We start from the raw sequence: 15312 nt of genomic DNA, 5'->3' as shown, positions 1-15312 counted from the left end.
TTTATGAAAAAATCACTCCTTCTTTTTCTCTTTTTATTTTTACAAATCACAAACATTGAAGCGCAGAGCATAACGGGCGTTCTTGGTGCATTTCCTCCTGAGCTGGTGTTGCTGCAAAGCAAGATGGAGGAGAAAAAAGACACGATAATACAGCAGATCCGGTTTACAAAAGGCAAACTAAACGGCCGCCAGATCGTATTGGCGCAAACGGGGATCGGAAAGGTGAATGCTGCGATCACTACGACGTTAATGATCGAACATTTCAAGCCACGCGAAATTGTCTTTTCCGGAATCGCGGGCGGCATTGATCCTGCGCTTAACCCAGGCGACATTGTGATTGGGACGCATGTGACTTACCATGATTTTGGTATGGCCGAAGACAACGGGATGCAATATTGGTCTACCAAAAACCCGGCAACAATGCTGGAAAACCCGAGGTTATTTGTTTGTGACAGCACATTGGTTAAGAAGGCATTAGTTGTTTCCAAAGGATTGACATTCTCGAAGATCAAACGCGATAACGGCAGTTTCGAACCGGCTGTAAAGCAGGGAATCATTGTCACCGGCGATGTTTTTGTTTCTTCTGAAATCATCACGAAACGCCTCCGTGAAGAGCTGAACGCCGCTGCAACTGAGATGGAAGGTGCCGCTATTGCCCAGACTTGTTATCAGCAAAACACCCCTTTCCTGATCATCCGCAGCCTAAGCGACAATGCCAATGAAAAAGCGCAAAATGACATTATGGCTTTTTACGACATCGCCGCTCACAACGCCGCCACACTTGTAATGGCTGTTGTTGGGAAAATGTGAATGCTTTTATAATGCCCAGATATCGTTGCTCGCCGTTAAAATGATCGGCGCGCCGTCGGTTACCACAATTGTGTGCTCGTGCTGGGCCATGAAACCGCCTTTGTCCCCTACTGTTGTCCAGCCGTCGCCTGTTTCCACGGCCAGCGATGAACGTGTTGAAATAAACGTTTCGATGGCGACAACTGAGTTTTTCTTGAAGCGCCTCGTATTAGAACGGTCGCGGTAATTGGCAATTTCGGACGGTTCTTCGTGTAGATGCCGACCTATTCCATGACCATTCAAGTTTTTGATCACCTTATAACCGCGTTTTCTGGCCTCTGATTCTATCAAGAAACCGATATCCGAGATTCTTACGCCGCCCTTGATGTTGCTGATCGCCTTTTTCAGGATTTGTTTGGAAGCATCCACAAGCTGCTGATGCCCGTTTGTGTCCGGTCCCAACACAAATGATCCGCCGTTATCAGACCAGTAACCACCCACTTCTGCCGAAACATCAATGTTCACCAGATCGCCATCGCGCAAGATCGTTCTATCCGTTGGGATGCCGTGGCAAAACTCATTATTAACGCTGATACAAGTCCAGCCGGGAAAGCCATAAGCGAGGTTAGGCGCTGATTTTGCCCCAAATTCTTTAAAAAGCCCTGCCCCGAAATTGTCGAGTTCCTTGGTTGTCATTCCGGGTTTTGCAAACGCCGTCATTCTTTTCAGGATCACGGCAACCACTTCACTCGCACGCTGCATTCCCGTTAATTCTTCTTCTTTGGTAATCGACATATCTTAATTGTAAAATCCTCGATGCATATTCGCCCCTAACATAAGCAGACAAATGTGCTTAGTCAAGCGCGAATATGAAAATCGAGCAATTGTTTCTGTTCTTCCATTGTGGGAACAAGGATTTTCAACCGCTTCAAATCTTCAATGCTCACGTAATAAACGCTGCCTTTTTGTTTTGCAATGCTGTGAATGTTTCCTTTCGAACGTAATTGGCTAAGCATTAGTAACATAAAATGGCTATTCATGTGCTCATTGGCAACAATGCGCAGATATTTGGTATGTAAAACAAAATGCGGAAGATCGAAAAGGACACAATTGCCAAGCTGACTGGAACTGCTATTATGAGTAAATATAATGTCGCCATGCAGGAAACCGAACTTCTTTTTCTCGCGCTCGGAAACGCGCATATATTTCGGTTCTCCCAGGATAATGCTGTCTCCGACCAGTTTTTCAATCAGCGTGAATGGTTGTAAATTTTCATCAGGCCATTCAAACTGAGCATATTGGCATCCCGTTGTGATTGTTGCCACAGCGCCCAGCTCTGCCTCCTCGCAGTCTTCAAAATCAAAATAATTTATGGATTTCAATAACTCCATCGTTTTCCCCGGTCATCAAAATGTGTCCGCTCGTAAATTAAAGCGGTTCATAAGATAGCCGGATAAGCAAAGGAATGGAAGAACGCAGGAGCTGAGTGCCGGGAATTTTGGCCTGAATGACAGTTATATCGGATTTAAGGAATGTATCAATGATGCTATTTACCGAGCCAATCCTTAAATGCAGCGATGCGATCCAGGCTTACAGTCACTTCAACTCGTGGCGTAGGCTCGATTTCCACCACCATTCTGCCCATGGGATGCTGATTCACCGACCGGATGGAATGTAGAGAGATCACTTGCGACCTGTTAACCCTGAAAAATCGATTCGGATCAAGCAGTTCAACAAGCTTATCCAAACTGTAATCAAGGCTGTAAAATTTCCCGTCTGTTGTGTTTAGCAGTGTGGTCTTTCGCTCATAGGAAAAATAGGCGACTTGCGCCACCGCAATGCTCTGCAATCGCGTTCCGGCCGTGACCATGAACCGCTCTTTATAGGCCGACTCCTTATAATTTTCCAGTAACCGGGCAAACCGGTTTTCGGGCAATGTAGGTTTTACAATCGTTTTAAACTTGTCGATGGCTTCCGAAAGCTCTTGATAATCAATTGGTTTTAACAAATAATCTATACTAAATGTTTTGAAGGCCCTTAATGCATATTCGTTGTAAGCAGTTGTGAAAATAACCGGAATGGTTAGTTTCAGCTCTTCCAGAATACGGAATCCGAGATCGTCTTCCAGGTGAATGTCCATGAAGATCAGGTCTGGAAGCTCCGCATTTTGTTTTGCAAAATATGCCAGCGTCTTCTCAACAGACCCGATTTTGTCGAGCACCCTAATGGTCTTGTCATACCTGTGAATGAGGTTTTCCAGGCGTTCAGCGGTCTGGCCTTCATCTTCGATGATCAATACTTTCATGTCAGCAAGGGAATTTTTACAACGAACAAACCGCCTGTTTCAGAGACCGTTACGGGCTCTTTGGTCAGCAATCCATATCTGCGGATAATGTTGGACAATCCAATTTCAGCCGAAGCCGGCACGTTGTTCCGCTTTCTGATGGGGTTACTAATAATCAGCTGTAATCCAATCATTTCGATACTGATATGCAAAGGATTTTCCAGCGACATTTGGTTGTGCTTCACTGCATTTTCAATGAGCAATTGCAATGTGAGCGGAGCTATTTTATATTGGTAATGGGCAGCAACAGGGATTTCAATGTGCACATGCATCTTTTCCTCAAACCTTGATTTCAGCAAAAAGACATACGCTTCAATGAAATCAAGCTCCGTTTTCAATGTTACCGATTCCAGATCGGAATGATCCAGGATATAACGGTAAGATTTGGATAACCTATTGACATACAACACCGATTGCTGTGGATTCTTTTCAATGATAGAGGTCAGAATGCTCAGGCTGTTAAATAAAAAATGAGGGCTCAGCTGATTTTTGAGTGCCAGGAAGCGGGTTTGCAGATTTTCCTTTTCAAGCCGTGCTGCGCGCAAACTTACTTGTTCCAGCTGTTCATTGCTGCGCTTGACCGAGACCATATAAATGGTCGCCAACATAGCCATCACCGTCAGGCCCGTATTTGCTTTTGCTTTTTGCTGACGGTTGAAAGGCTGTATCTCCTGCTCGGTCCTTTTGATGACGATCTGTAATTGCTGTGCCAGCAACCTTTCCATATTGCGCCAAAGGAAAATGAATGCAAAATTGAATAACACCGCCAGCACCAAGCCAACGGCATAGGTAAAAAGTCGCCTCGGAAACTTGAACGTAAAGGTTGCATCCAGCCTGCCGGAGGAATATTGTATCGCACCAATGATCGCGATCCAGACCCTGAAAAACAGCAGGTTAACAAAGAATTCTGCAATCCAGAGCGGCATTTTATTTAAAATGGTCTCTCCGTCCAACGATACATTGCCTACAAATATCCGCACAGGCAGATAAATGCAAACAATTCCGGCCGCCAGTTGCCACTCCTGTTTTGAGAATAATGTTGAGACCGGAATTAATCGCATAGCGGAAGCAGGACGGCGAGGGTTACGCGACAGTGCGAACCCGGACTATCGTTATGTATGCCTGGAAATGTAATCTGCATGACTTGAATTGCATTTTTTCAAAAGTAAGTATAAATCTTAAAGTCCCAGGCTGTTATGCAACGGAATTGAAGTAGTGATGTGTCCTTATGACAAAGCAATTATTACTACGATCCTGCATGATATCAAGAAAATTCTATCTTTCATTGACTTTGACTGCGCTGCTTTATGTCTTTTCAGAAGTCATTTTCAGGATAGGCCTTTCCCTGGTCGGTTATCCGTTCTTTCAGCCGGCCCGATATCTTGAAAAGAAATATTACCCTTATATCGAAGCCATGCAGGAGGCGCGAGTGGAACGTGGCGGCGACACCCGGAACATCCTGATCCTGGGCGGATCGGTGGTTAACACGCATTGGTCGAGGTTGGAAAAGCGGCTGGATACATTATTTCAAAAGGCCTATCCGGCGGTTAAAAAATTCAACTTCTTCAATGTCGCCATGCCGGGCCACAACTCCCGCGACAATCTTGTAAAATACCGGCTGCTCAAAAACCAGCCCTATGACCTGGTCATTTTTTATGAAGCCATCAATGAGAACCGCGCCAACAACATTTCGCCCGAAATGTTTTACCCGGATTACAGCCACATCAAATGGTATGACGAGATCAATTTGCTATTGAAGCATCCGGAAATGAATGTGACTGTGATACCCTACTCCATTCATTTATTAATTAAAACACTGATAGACAAACTAAAACACCGGAACTACATCAGCAATGACCAGGTTGATCCTGCATATGCCGGTTATGGTGAGGACATTAAAACGGCTGCATCCTACTATAACAACCTGAATGACATTGCCCAACTCGCCAACAAGAAACAGGACCCGCTGCTTTTGGTAAAATATGCAACCTTCTTCCCGCCCGGCGTAACATTGACGGGTGAGGAGGCCGACAAAAAATATTTCACCCCCTGCTACATGGTGTCGCCGGTGACCACGTGGGGCAAGCCGGAAAATGTTGCGAAAGGAATCCGGATGCATAATGCAATGCTGGAAAAAGTGCATCGCGAACAAAAGACCGGTTACTTTAATATGGCGGCGGTTATGCCCGAAGATTCGGTTTTGTTCTGTGATGTATGCCATCTGAGCGAGCCTGGCGCGCAGCGCTTCGCCAGCGAGCTTTCGAAACATATCGTATCAAGCGGGGTGTTAAAGTGAATCCTTTTTGCATATTTAATTTCAGTTCAAAAACTTGCCGCAAATCCATATTTAGACCAATTATCGTTTAACTTTGTGCATCTTGACTCTCAAAACAGGCAAGTTGCACCTGTTAACCCGTTATTTTTATTCGTCTTAATATGAAAAAACTTCTTATTGCTGCCTGTGCATTCTTATCGTTCGCTGCTCAGGCTCAGCAGAATGTGCTTCTGGAACAATCGTTCTGGAAAACCTCCCCGGATGTGAATGCAGTGAAAGCGGAGATTGAAAAAGGAAGCAATCCTGCTCAGTTCAATAACAATATGTTTGATCCGGTTGTGCTTGCCATTAACGCAGGAGCGCCCAACCCTACCATTGAATATCTGCTGACCCAGCCGGGCAACACAGTGGATAAGGCAACCCACGACGGCCGGATTTATCTACATTGGGCTGCTATGAGAGGCAATGTAGAATTGATGGAATATCTGGTTGCCAAAGGAGCGAAAGGAAATTACGTAGATGGCCACGGCGCTACGCCGATCAACTTTGCAGCGGGCGGTGGTCAGCAGAACACCAAAGTTTACGACATATGCCTGGCGCATGGCGCCGATTTGAAAAAAGACCTGAATAATGATGGTGCTAATGCATTGCTGATCGGCATAGCAAATGATAAAGACCTGGCTTTGACAAATTATTTTATATCCAAAGGCCTGGACTTAAAGAGCACTGACGCTGCGGGACACAATGCATTCAGTTACGCTGCACGTGCGGGTAAAATCGATGTTTTGAAAACACTTTTAACGAAAGGAGTTCCTGCCAATTCGGATGCGATTCTGATGGCTGCACAAGGCGCCCGTGGCAGTGCTAACCCTATCGAAGTTTATCAATATCTGGAAAGTCTGAAACTGAAACCGACTGTTATCGGGAAGAATGGAGAGAATGCATTGCATGCTATTGTGCGCAAGCCAAAGCAGGAAGACATCATCAGATATTTCTTGAGCAAAGGCGTGGATGTGAACAAAGCGGACGAAGACGGCAACACGGTTTTCATGAATGCCGCGGCCAGCAGTCGGGATACAGCGACCATTAGCATATTACTTTCCAGTGTTAAGAACATTAACCAGTTGAACGAAAAGGGCGTTAGTGCGTTGGCAATGGCTGTTCGTGGTAATTCTCCTGAGGTGATCGGTTATCTGATCGGCAAAGGTGCAGATATTAATACAACGGATAAAAACGGCGATAACCTTGCCTTCTATCTGGCTCAATCTTACAATGCCAGAACAGCTGGTGAGTTTGGACCCAAAATAAAAGTGTTGCAGGACAAAGGTTTTAAAATCGCTGCACCGGCGAAAAACGGTAACACATTATACCATATCGCAGTAGCAAAAAACGACCTGGCACTGGTTAAAAGTCTGGAAGCATATCAGATAGATGTGAATGCAAAAAACAGCGAAGGCATCACCGCATTGCACAAGGCTGCTATGGTTTCGAAAGACGATGCAATGCTGAAATATCTGCTTTCCATCGGTGCCAAAAAAGAGATCGAGACAAACTTCAACGAAACTGCTTTTGACCTGGCGGGAGAGAATGAGTCGCTTTCTAAAAACAATGTAACTGTCAATTTCCTGAAATAACTTTCATGTCTAATTTATTTAAAATAACACTCCTTTTCCTGACACTGACGATCGGCCGCCCAAACAATGCTGTTGCACAGGCGACCGGCACGAGCAAATACAAGTGCATGATCCAGATGACCAATTACATGGGTGAGGGCGCTTATATCGTGATTTCGCTTATCAATAGTAAAGGTGCTTACGAGAAGACATTGTATGTGCTGGGGCCTGATAAAAAGTGGTACAACAGCATGAAAGAATGGCACAAGTTCCAATCCAAGCAAAAAGCGAACATAAGCGCCATTACCGGTGCTTCGGTAACGGGAGGCGACCGGAGCGTGAACGTGTTTGAAATTGATAATGCCAAGATCAATGCGGGATATAAGATCCGTTTTGAAAGCGCTGTGGAAGACAAGGAATACCACGTGAAAGACCTGGAAATCCCATTGACTACCGAGTCACTGGCTGCGAAAAACGAGGGAACTGGATACATTCGTTACGTCCGTTTCAGCGCTAATTAAAGTTTAAGTTCCTTATGACCATTTCTGTATGGAGATACAGCCACCTTGCGTTGGCTGTATCTTCTTTTCTTTTACTGACCCTCGCCGCTGTTACGGGCATCATTCTGGCATTTCAGCCATTGTCCGAAAAAGTCCTGCCCTACCGCACCGATCATTTCAGTGAAACGACGCTGGCGGGAACATTACCCGTTTTACGAAAACAATATCCTGGAATCAGCGAGCTTACGGTTGATAAAAATCAGTTTGTTCAAATCAAAGGCAGTGATGCAGAAGGGAAAAAACTGCAAGCTTACATTGATCCGCAAACCGGCACCCTACTGGGTTACCCGGCACCCAAAAGCGAATTTTTCGAATGGGTAACTGCGCTGCACCGCTCACTCTTTATTCATGAAACAGGCCGGTTTTTTATCGGGCTGACTGCGTTTTTATTGCTTCTGATCACCGTTTCCGGCACAATGCTCATCATTCAGCGGCAGCGTGGATTGAAGCGTTTTTTCAGCCGCATTGTGAAGGATAATTTTGCGCAGTATTACCATGTGGTCCTCGGCAGGCTGTCGCTCATTCCTATTTTCATCATTGCATTAAGTGGCACGTATCTCTCGCTGGCCCGGTTTGGATTGATAGAATCCCCGGTTGTATCGGCTGAGGTTGATTTTGATGCGATCAAGTCGGGACCTGTTCGAGATCCGGCTGATTTTGAAGTTTTTAAGAAAATAAATTTATCCGAAGTTCAGACCGTTGAATTTCCATTTTCTGAAGACCCTGAGGATTACTATACATTAAAACTTACGGACCGTGAGATAACGGTTAATCAGATTAACGGAGACATTTTAAGCGAGGTCCGATATCCGACGGCTACATTGCTCACCGAGCTGAACCTGGACCTGCACACGGGCCGCACCCATGCGATATGGGCTGTTATCCTTGCCGTTGCTTGTGGTAACATTCTCTTTTTCATCTACTCTGGCTTTGCGATGACATTCAGGCGCAGGGCTAACCGGGTAAAAAATAAGTACACGGCGGATGAAAGTGAGTTTATCATCCTGGTAGGATCTGAAAACGGCAGCACTTTTGGTTTCGCCAATGCCATTCACAAGCAGCTGATCGCAGGAGGCCGATCGGCTTATGTTACGGAGCTTAACAATTATAAAGTTTTCCCGAAAGCATCAAACATCATTGTCATGGCGGCCACTTACGGGCTGGGTAACCCGCCTACCAATGCTGCACATTTCGCTGCACACCTGGAAAAGCACAAACAACCCCGTCCCGTCCGTTTTTCTGTTGTAGGCTTTGGTTCACACGGTTATCCCGATTTTTGCAAATTCGCCTTTGAGGTTGATAATCTTTTGGCAAAACAGGATTGGGCTGTTCCTGCCCTTGAAATTCACACCGTCAATGACAAATCCCCGGATGAGTTCGGGCAGTGGGCAGCGAGCTGGTCGCAGCATGCAGGTGTGGCGCTTGCCATATCCTCCGATTCGCTGACAACCCGCCATGAACCCGTGCAACAGCTTACGGTGGTTGATAAAACAACGGTTTCAGCCGCGGGCGAAGCCTTTCTCATCAGCCTTCATGCAAATAATCCGACCGATTTTACCTCCGGCGATTTACTTGCCATTTATCCTGCAAATGATCACCGGGAGCGGCTTTATTCGATTGGCAAGGTTGGTAGCAACATTCAATTGAGTGTAAAATTGCATGAAGGCGGGTTGGGTTCTGAGTATCTATATCGCCTGAATCCAGGGAGTGAGATTGGTGCCAGGATTGTGGTCAACCCGCATTTCCACTTTCCCGAGAATGCATCTTCAGTAATTATGATCTCCAACGGGACGGGCATAGCACCATTCCTGGGCATGATCGATCAGCAAATTGCTCCGATGAATTGCCGTTTATACTGCGGTTTCCGGGATGATGCGTCGTTTTCGCTTTACAAAACTTCCATTCAAACTAACCTGAAAAACGGGAAATTAAACAGCCTGCACATTGCGTATTCGCGGGAAGGCGCCAGGGAATATGTGAAGGATCTGCTGACGAGGGACGAAGCTTTTGTGGCCGAAACCCTGTCGAACAATGGTGTAATCATGCTCTGCGGGTCGTTGGCCATGCAGAACAATGTAGTCGCTTTGCTGGACCATATTTGTCAAACCCGCCTGGACAAAAACATCAGTTACTTTCAGTCGCACGGCCAGGTCCTAATGGATTGTTACTAAGGGCGGCATTTGGCAATATTGAAATTTTTTGAAGTAACCACTTTACCGTCGTCGGTGATCATTACGCAACTGAATTCCGGGAATTGGTTGATAAGCTTCATTCCGGCTTCCTGCCCCATAACCATCAGCGATGTGCTAAAGCCATTGGCGCGCTCGGCACCGGGCCCGAAAACGGTCACGCTCGTGAGGCCTGTGGCAGGATAACCCGTAGCGGGATTGATAATGTGCGCATAACGCTTGCCATCTATGACCACAAACTTCTCATAACTTCCCGACGTCACTACGGCACCCTGACGAAGCGGCACCACGGCAAAAAGTTCTCCCGGACGCCCCGGATCCGTTATGCCAATCACCCAGTCGCGGCCGTCAGGCTGTTTTCCCCACGCGCTCATATCTCCCGAACCATTCACTATGCCAGCCTTAATCCCCTCTTTCAACATCATATCGCGACACCGGTCCGTCGCATAACCTTCGCCCAGCGCCCCGAACCCGATTTTCATTCCTTTCTTTTTCAGAAAAATAGTTCCTTCCTCTTTATCCAGGATAATGTTTTGGTAACCCACATTTTCAACAGATCTTTTAACAGCATCGGCACTGGGCATTTCTGTCATTGAGCCATCGAATTTCCAGACGCGTTCCATAGCCGCAAAGCTGATATCGAAGGCACCATTGGTCAGTTTGGAAAGTGCAATGGCCCTTTCCGTTAACCCGAAAACTTCCGCAGCGACCTTCACCGGCCGGATACCCGCATTAGCATTGACTTCCGAAACCTGGGAGTCGGGTTTCCAATCGGAAATCAGATTTTCGATCCGCGTAATTTCTACGATCACGGCATCAATGCCCGCTTCCGCTGTGGCGGAATCTTGTGCTACGATGGTGATGTCAAAACGGCCACCCATGAGCATAGTGGTCCTTTTCCGCAAAACCTGTGCATTTGTTGTGAGGCAAAAAAGCAAGAAGAAGATAGTAAAACGATATCGCATGTCAGAAGGCTTCCCTGCAAAATTAATCCCTAGTCCATCTTTTTAAACACTTTTCAAAAACTATTGCTGCACCACGCATTTATAGCCTGCCGGTTGGTACGGTTTTAGTTCGGCAGTGACGAAAAAATTAGATAATTGATATGGAAAACAATAAAAATATGCGCGACGGACGCAACACAAGCCTTTGGCAAAAAAATACATCCCATGCAGCAGCTTCAAATGGGCTCGACACTTCCAGGACATTTGACGTACTCATTGTAGGTGCGGGAATTACGGGAGTAACAACGGCTTTACTCTTACAGAGGGCTGGGAGGAGTTGCATCCTAGTGGACGCGCACAATCCCGGATATGGCACAACAGGTGGCACGACGGCACACATTAATACATTTGCAGACACCACCTATGCAGAAGTCGAAAGTAAATTCAGTGAAGAGGCGGCCAAACAATTCGCAGATTCCATCGCCGGGTCCGTACGCTTGATCCATGAGCATGTTGAAACCTACCGGATCGACTGCGATTTTGAATGGAAAAAAGGATATGTGTATTCGCAAACGGATAAAGAAACCAAGGAGCTGGACGATATTTTCGACAGCTCGCTGCGGGCTGGTGTGAAAGTGGAAGTGACCAGCCAGGTTCCGGTAAACGCCGAATTTCAAAAAGCCATTGTATTTGAAAACCAGGCACAATTCCATCCGCTCAAATACATCCAGGGCCTTCTTTCGGAGTTTGAAAAGCTGGGCGGTGTAACATTGGGAAATACGCTGATCGATGATATTAAAACAGAAGACGGTGTTCACATTGCCTCAGCAACGTCGCGGGAAATTAAGGCAAAAACGGTTGTGTATGCCACCCACATTCCGCCAGGGGGAGTTAATGTGCTCCATTTCCGGAATGCGCCTTATCGCAGTTACGTCATAGCAGCTACGCTTACCAATGACGAATATCCCCAGGATCTGGTGTATGATATGCAAGAGCCTTACCATTATTTCAGGACGCATGAAATCGATGGGCAAAAGTATCTGATCGCAGGAGGTCACGACCATAAAACGGGCCACGGTGATCCGGAGCAGTCATTTACTGACCTGATCAATTTTACAAAGCAATGTTATCCGGTCAAAGACATTTACACCCAGTGGTCGGCACAGTATTATGTTCCAGCGGATGGGTTGCCTTACATTGGCAAGTCGCCCGGGGCCTCGGACGGAATTTATACAGCCACAGGCTTCAACGGAAATGGTATGATCCTGGGAACAGTTTCGGCGATGGTTCTTTCAGATATTATTTTAAACGGAAAAAGCGAATACGAGGATCTGTACAATCCGGCAAGAATTAAGCCGATCGCTGGTTTTACAGAGGTTATCAAAGAAAATGCTGACGTCGTGGGCCGCTTTATAGCAGACCGCTTTGGACTGCACGAAATCGATTCAGTTGCCCAATTACCGGTTGATTCAGGTGAAATTGTTGAACTGGACGGTCAGAAGCTGGCCATTTACAAAGATCCAACAGGTAAAGTTCAGGCACTTGATCCGGTTTGCACACACACCCATTGCATTGTGAACTGGAATAATGCTGAAAAAAGCTGGGACTGCCCCTGCCACGGAGCGCGCTTTGATACGGACGGGACCGTACTAACAGGACCGGCCAGAAAAAATCTCCAGCCGGTCAACATTGGGGTAAAATGATATTAGTAATAATTATGAGTATGGTTTTAAATCATACTCATAATTGCTCCAGTTCGTGGATAACCGTCTTCGCGGCCAGGTCTGCTGCGAGCAGCACTATTTCTTCCGGAGAGCCTTCAAAAACTTCCCTTGCAGCAATAGAGCGTTCATTCAGGAACATATGAATGAAGATGGTGCCCACTGGCTTTTGTTCCGTTTCGCTCCCACCCGGTGTGGTTAACCCGGTAACCGCAACCTGGACATCAGATTTGATTAGGTTTTTCAGGCGTAGGGCCAGATCTTTGGTAACTTCCCCGGATTCAGGAGTGAATTCTTCTATCAAAGCCGGATCCATACCTAACACATCCACTTTTACTTCCGCATCATAACACACAAGTCCGCCTTTGAGGACACTGCCGGAATTTTCCGTCAGTGAAAACTCCGCAGCTAGCCGACCCGCCGTCGCACTTTCGGCGAAGGCAATGGTCAGTCCTTTTTCGTTTAAAACTTTACTACAATCAATAATCAGTTGTGAAGGCATATTTTCAATGGTTTAATCAGGAAACTGCATAAGTTGCGGCTGGTAGGCCGTATAGACGAGCCCGTTTTCTTTGCGCTCTCTTGTAATGAAAAAGATATACAGGCTTTTTGGCTGAAACAACATTCAGTTTGCAATATAGCTGATGCGCCTTTTCTGCGACATAAGCCCAGGTAAAATTCTCATTTACCCGTTTCAAAGCATTATTACACAAGGCCTGATACTTTTCAGGGCATGATAATCCTTCCAGCAAAGCATCGGCAAGTGCCTTAGGATTGTGCGGAGGGACCAGAAAGCCCGTTTTTTTATCTAACACTGTAAACTTGATGCCGCCAACATCGGAGCCTATGACGGGCGTGCCACAAGCCATAGCTTCTAGGGGCGTTATGCCAAATGGCTCGTACCAGGGCGTTGAAATGAAGAAATCGGCTGCCTGATAATAATAGCGGAGTTGCTGCCTGTTCCGTCGTCCTACGAACTCCACCGCGTTGGATACTTCCTCTATTTCTGCCACTTCTTTGAGGCGTTTGAGTTCCGGATCGTTTACGAAGTCAGGCTTCTCATCCGCACCGCCTACCACAAGCAGTTTGATTTTCGGTATATGTTTCAGGAACCGGATGGCGCGGATTACATTGTCAATGCCTTTGCGGGGGACAACCCTGCCCAGTTGTAGCAGCACCACATCATCTTTTTCAAGGCCGAGCTTACGTCTGGCTTTTTCTTTGGGATACGGATAAAATTCCTCGGAACTGAACCCGCACGGAATGATCGTAATGCGCGAAGGGTCTGCATTATAATGTTCGATCAGATCCTGTTTGTCCTGAGGGCACTCGGCGATAACGAAATCTGCGTCGTCCACAAGCATCTGCTCAATGTCCATCCGGGCTGCAGGAAATGCATCCTTATCTTTCTGATGGATCATACGGATCTTACCTAAGGCATGGAAAGTGATTACATAAGGAATATCCAGTTGTTTTTTAACTTCGGAAGCCACAAGGCCGGACATGAAAAAATTAGCATGTACAAGATCATACTGGAAGTCCTGCTGGTTGATAAACCGGATCATGCTTTGGGTAAATTCATCCATATATCCCAGCAGCATTTCCTTAGGCACTTCCTGCGCAGGCCCCGCATCCATGTGAATAACGCGGATATTGGGAAGCCAGTGAACGATCTGAGACAGATCTTCATCGTCTCTCCGCGTAAAAATGTCAATCACATAACCCAGTTTAGCCAGACATTTGCATAGTTCGGCCACGTATACATTCTGGCCTCCACTATCCACTCCGCCCAGGGTTGCCAGCGGCGAAGCGTGCTCACTGATAAATGCTATTCTTTTTGTCATGATTGTGGATCGTTAGTTGGATCGTTTGTCTGAAGATATTTTCCCAATCACTGGTAAACCTGTTAATGTCAAATTTTTCCAGCGCCGTCTGTTTCGCTTTCGTACCCATATCCGCAGCCCTCACAGGATCAGCTATTAGCGAATTCATTTTATCAATTAGATTTCCAATGTTGGTATCAATAAATCCGGATTCGCCATCCTTGATCACGGTCACATATTCCGTGGTAGCGAGCGCAACAACTGGCATACCGGTCATCATGGCTTCGCACACCGCCAGCCCGAAGCTCGTATACCGGATAGGGTTAAAGAAAAATCGGTAATGGCTGATAAATTCGGGAAGTTGCGGGTTCAGCACCTCGCCTAACCCACCGGATTCTGATGTTCCCATGCCGATCAGGTCCAGCGGCACATGCTTTCTCACTTCATCAAAAATATCCCAACCAGTGATCCGCCCCCGCTGCTGTATATGGTTTATCACCACAATGCCCCGGGGAATATCTCCCTGATAAGCAACCTGCGGGATGCATACCCCATGCTCAATCACACGCACATTGGGAATTCCGGTGCTGTCCCACATCAGCTTATTGAAATGCGTTACATGCACAAGCGTCACCTGAGGATCGGACATAACGTGCCGCGTGTTGGTCGGATGCTTTTCCGGTGTGTTATGCTCCACGTATACGCGCGGGAGTTGTTTCTGCCAGTCGGCGAGAACCTCATGCTGATCAATCAGAAAGTTACGTTCGGACTGAAAAAGGATGCAGTCAAACTGCATGTTCCTGACTTCCTCTGCCGGCACTTCAATCACATTCGGACCAAAAGGAAACGTTTCTCCCCTACCGTAATAGCCTTCACTCTGGCGTTCAGTAACGGGGATATAAATGTCATAATCACCTTGTGATAAATAGTACAAATAGCTTCCGTGAATGTGCCAGGTAAAGATTTTTAACCTTCCATTTGTCGTGTTGATTTGATGCATAGGTCAGCGGATTTGGATGGGGACAGAACGGCGTTATAAAAACAATGCCATTCA

General features: G+C 46.5%; 14 protein-coding genes. 6 read left to right on the top strand and 8 right to left on the bottom strand.

All coding sequences use genetic code 11. The annotated features are described in order from the left end of the window. Positions 1 to 3 precede the first annotated feature (3 nt). Entirely contained in the window at positions 4 to 810 is an 807-nt protein-coding gene (locus tag G395_RS0116270) for a 5'-methylthioadenosine/adenosylhomocysteine nucleosidase (protein ID WP_026631029.1), read from the top strand. Positions 811 to 816: 6 nt separating this feature from the next. Here G395_RS0116270 and map read toward each other — a convergent pair whose 3' ends face one another. The 4 genes from map to G395_RS0116250 form a co-directional block, all read right to left on the bottom strand. Next, on the bottom strand, positions 817 to 1584 hold the full coding sequence (map, locus tag G395_RS0116265) for a type I methionyl aminopeptidase (RefSeq protein WP_026631028.1): 768 nt from the start codon (positions 1582 to 1584) through the stop codon (positions 817 to 819). 62 nt (positions 1585 to 1646) lie between these two features. Continuing rightward, a complete protein-coding gene (locus G395_RS0116260) occupies positions 1647 to 2171 on the bottom strand; it encodes a restriction endonuclease subunit S (RefSeq protein ID WP_169720044.1) in 525 nt (174 codons plus the stop codon). A gap of 164 nt (positions 2172 to 2335) precedes the next feature. Then, positions 2336 to 3094, bottom strand: a complete 759-nt coding sequence (locus tag G395_RS0116255; protein ID WP_026631026.1) for a LytR/AlgR family response regulator transcription factor — start codon at positions 3092 to 3094, stop codon at positions 2336 to 2338. Next, positions 3091 to 4194 carry a sensor histidine kinase gene (locus tag G395_RS0116250; RefSeq protein WP_026631025.1) on the bottom strand — a complete coding sequence of 368 codons (1104 nt, stop codon included), beginning with the start codon at positions 4192 to 4194 and terminating at the stop codon, positions 3091 to 3093. Before G395_RS0116250 ends, G395_RS0116255 begins: the two co-directional genes overlap by 4 nt. A gap of 197 nt (positions 4195 to 4391) precedes the next feature. Between G395_RS0116250 and G395_RS0116245 the strand changes: the two genes are divergently transcribed. From G395_RS0116245 to G395_RS0116230, 4 genes are all read left to right on the top strand, one after another. Next, positions 4392 to 5429 carry a hypothetical protein gene (locus G395_RS0116245; protein ID WP_026631024.1) on the top strand — a complete coding sequence of 346 codons (1038 nt, stop codon included), beginning with the start codon at positions 4392 to 4394 and terminating at the stop codon, positions 5427 to 5429. A 140-nt stretch (positions 5430 to 5569) separates the two neighbouring features. Next, complete coding sequence (locus G395_RS0116240; RefSeq protein WP_026631023.1) at positions 5570 to 7042, top strand: ankyrin repeat domain-containing protein; 1473 nt, start codon at positions 5570 to 5572, stop codon at positions 7040 to 7042. 5 nt (positions 7043 to 7047) lie between these two features. Beyond that, positions 7048 to 7542, top strand: a complete 495-nt coding sequence (locus G395_RS0116235) for a DUF2271 domain-containing protein (RefSeq protein WP_026631022.1) — start codon at positions 7048 to 7050, stop codon at positions 7540 to 7542. A 14-nt stretch (positions 7543 to 7556) separates the two neighbouring features. After that, complete coding sequence (locus tag G395_RS0116230) at positions 7557 to 9752, top strand: PepSY domain-containing protein (RefSeq protein WP_026631021.1); 2196 nt, start codon at positions 7557 to 7559, stop codon at positions 9750 to 9752. On the opposite strand, the gene G395_RS0116225 is transcribed toward G395_RS0116230, so the two are convergent. After that, entirely contained in the window at positions 9749 to 10675 is a 927-nt protein-coding gene (locus G395_RS0116225) for an FAD:protein FMN transferase (RefSeq protein WP_229204188.1), read from the bottom strand. The genes G395_RS0116230 and G395_RS0116225 overlap by 4 nt on opposite strands. Before the next feature lie 200 nt (positions 10676 to 10875). On the opposite strand from G395_RS0116225, the gene G395_RS0116220 reads away from it, so the two are divergent. Then, positions 10876 to 12417 carry an FAD-dependent oxidoreductase gene (locus G395_RS0116220; protein ID WP_035361477.1) on the top strand — a complete coding sequence of 514 codons (1542 nt, stop codon included), beginning with the start codon at positions 10876 to 10878 and terminating at the stop codon, positions 12415 to 12417. A 37-nt stretch (positions 12418 to 12454) separates the two neighbouring features. Here G395_RS0116220 and G395_RS0116215 read toward each other — a convergent pair whose 3' ends face one another. Genes G395_RS0116215 through G395_RS0116205 form a run of 3 tightly spaced genes read right to left on the bottom strand, consistent with a single transcriptional unit; the run spans position 12455 to position 15258 of the window. After that, positions 12455 to 12937 (bottom strand): CinA family protein, encoded by a 483-nt coding sequence (locus G395_RS0116215; RefSeq protein ID WP_026631018.1) that lies wholly within the window; start codon positions 12935 to 12937, stop codon positions 12455 to 12457. A gap of 16 nt (positions 12938 to 12953) precedes the next feature. Then, positions 12954 to 14279, bottom strand: coding sequence for a glycosyltransferase family 4 protein (locus G395_RS29555; protein ID WP_051350199.1), 1326 nt, complete (start codon positions 14277 to 14279; stop codon positions 12954 to 12956). Beyond that, positions 14251 to 15258 (bottom strand): glycosyltransferase family 4 protein, encoded by a 1008-nt coding sequence (locus G395_RS0116205; RefSeq protein ID WP_026631017.1) that lies wholly within the window; start codon positions 15256 to 15258, stop codon positions 14251 to 14253. The genes G395_RS29555 and G395_RS0116205 overlap by 29 nt, the downstream gene beginning before the upstream one ends. Positions 15259 to 15312 lie beyond the last annotated feature (54 nt).

This window comes from Dyadobacter alkalitolerans DSM 23607 (assembly GCF_000428845.1).
In the GTDB taxonomy this organism is placed as follows: domain Bacteria; phylum Bacteroidota; class Bacteroidia; order Cytophagales; family Spirosomataceae; genus Dyadobacter; species Dyadobacter alkalitolerans.
The sequence above is the reverse complement of the archived record's forward strand: the minus strand, read 5'-3'. Positions and strand labels throughout refer to the sequence as shown.

Bases quoted from the DNA above. Each gene is read 5' to 3' on its own strand.
- G395_RS0116270 (WP_026631029.1), top strand. From the start codon at position 4: ATGAAAAAATCACTCCTTCTTTTTCTCTTTTTATTTTTACAAATCACA.
- map (WP_026631028.1), bottom strand. From the start codon at position 1,584: ATGTCGATTACCAAAGAAGAAGAATTAACGGGAATGCAGCGTGCGAGT.
- G395_RS0116255 (WP_026631026.1), bottom strand. From the start codon at position 3,094: ATGAAAGTATTGATCATCGAAGATGAAGGCCAGACCGCTGAACGCCTG.
- G395_RS0116250 (WP_026631025.1), bottom strand. From the start codon at position 4,194: ATGCGATTAATTCCGGTCTCAACATTATTCTCAAAACAGGAGTGGCAA.
- G395_RS0116245 (WP_026631024.1), top strand. From the start codon at position 4,392: ATGATATCAAGAAAATTCTATCTTTCATTGACTTTGACTGCGCTGCTT.
- G395_RS0116240 (WP_026631023.1), top strand. From the start codon at position 5,570: ATGAAAAAACTTCTTATTGCTGCCTGTGCATTCTTATCGTTCGCTGCT.
- G395_RS0116235 (WP_026631022.1), top strand. From the start codon at position 7,048: ATGTCTAATTTATTTAAAATAACACTCCTTTTCCTGACACTGACGATC.
- G395_RS0116230 (WP_026631021.1), top strand. From the start codon at position 7,557: ATGACCATTTCTGTATGGAGATACAGCCACCTTGCGTTGGCTGTATCT.
- G395_RS0116220 (WP_035361477.1), top strand. From the start codon at position 10,876: ATGGAAAACAATAAAAATATGCGCGACGGACGCAACACAAGCCTTTGG.
- G395_RS0116215 (WP_026631018.1), bottom strand. From the start codon at position 12,937: ATGCCTTCACAACTGATTATTGATTGTAGTAAAGTTTTAAACGAAAAA.
- G395_RS29555 (WP_051350199.1), bottom strand. From the start codon at position 14,279: ATGACAAAAAGAATAGCATTTATCAGTGAGCACGCTTCGCCGCTGGCA.
- G395_RS0116205 (WP_026631017.1), bottom strand. From the start codon at position 15,258: ATGCATCAAATCAACACGACAAATGGAAGGTTAAAAATCTTTACCTGG.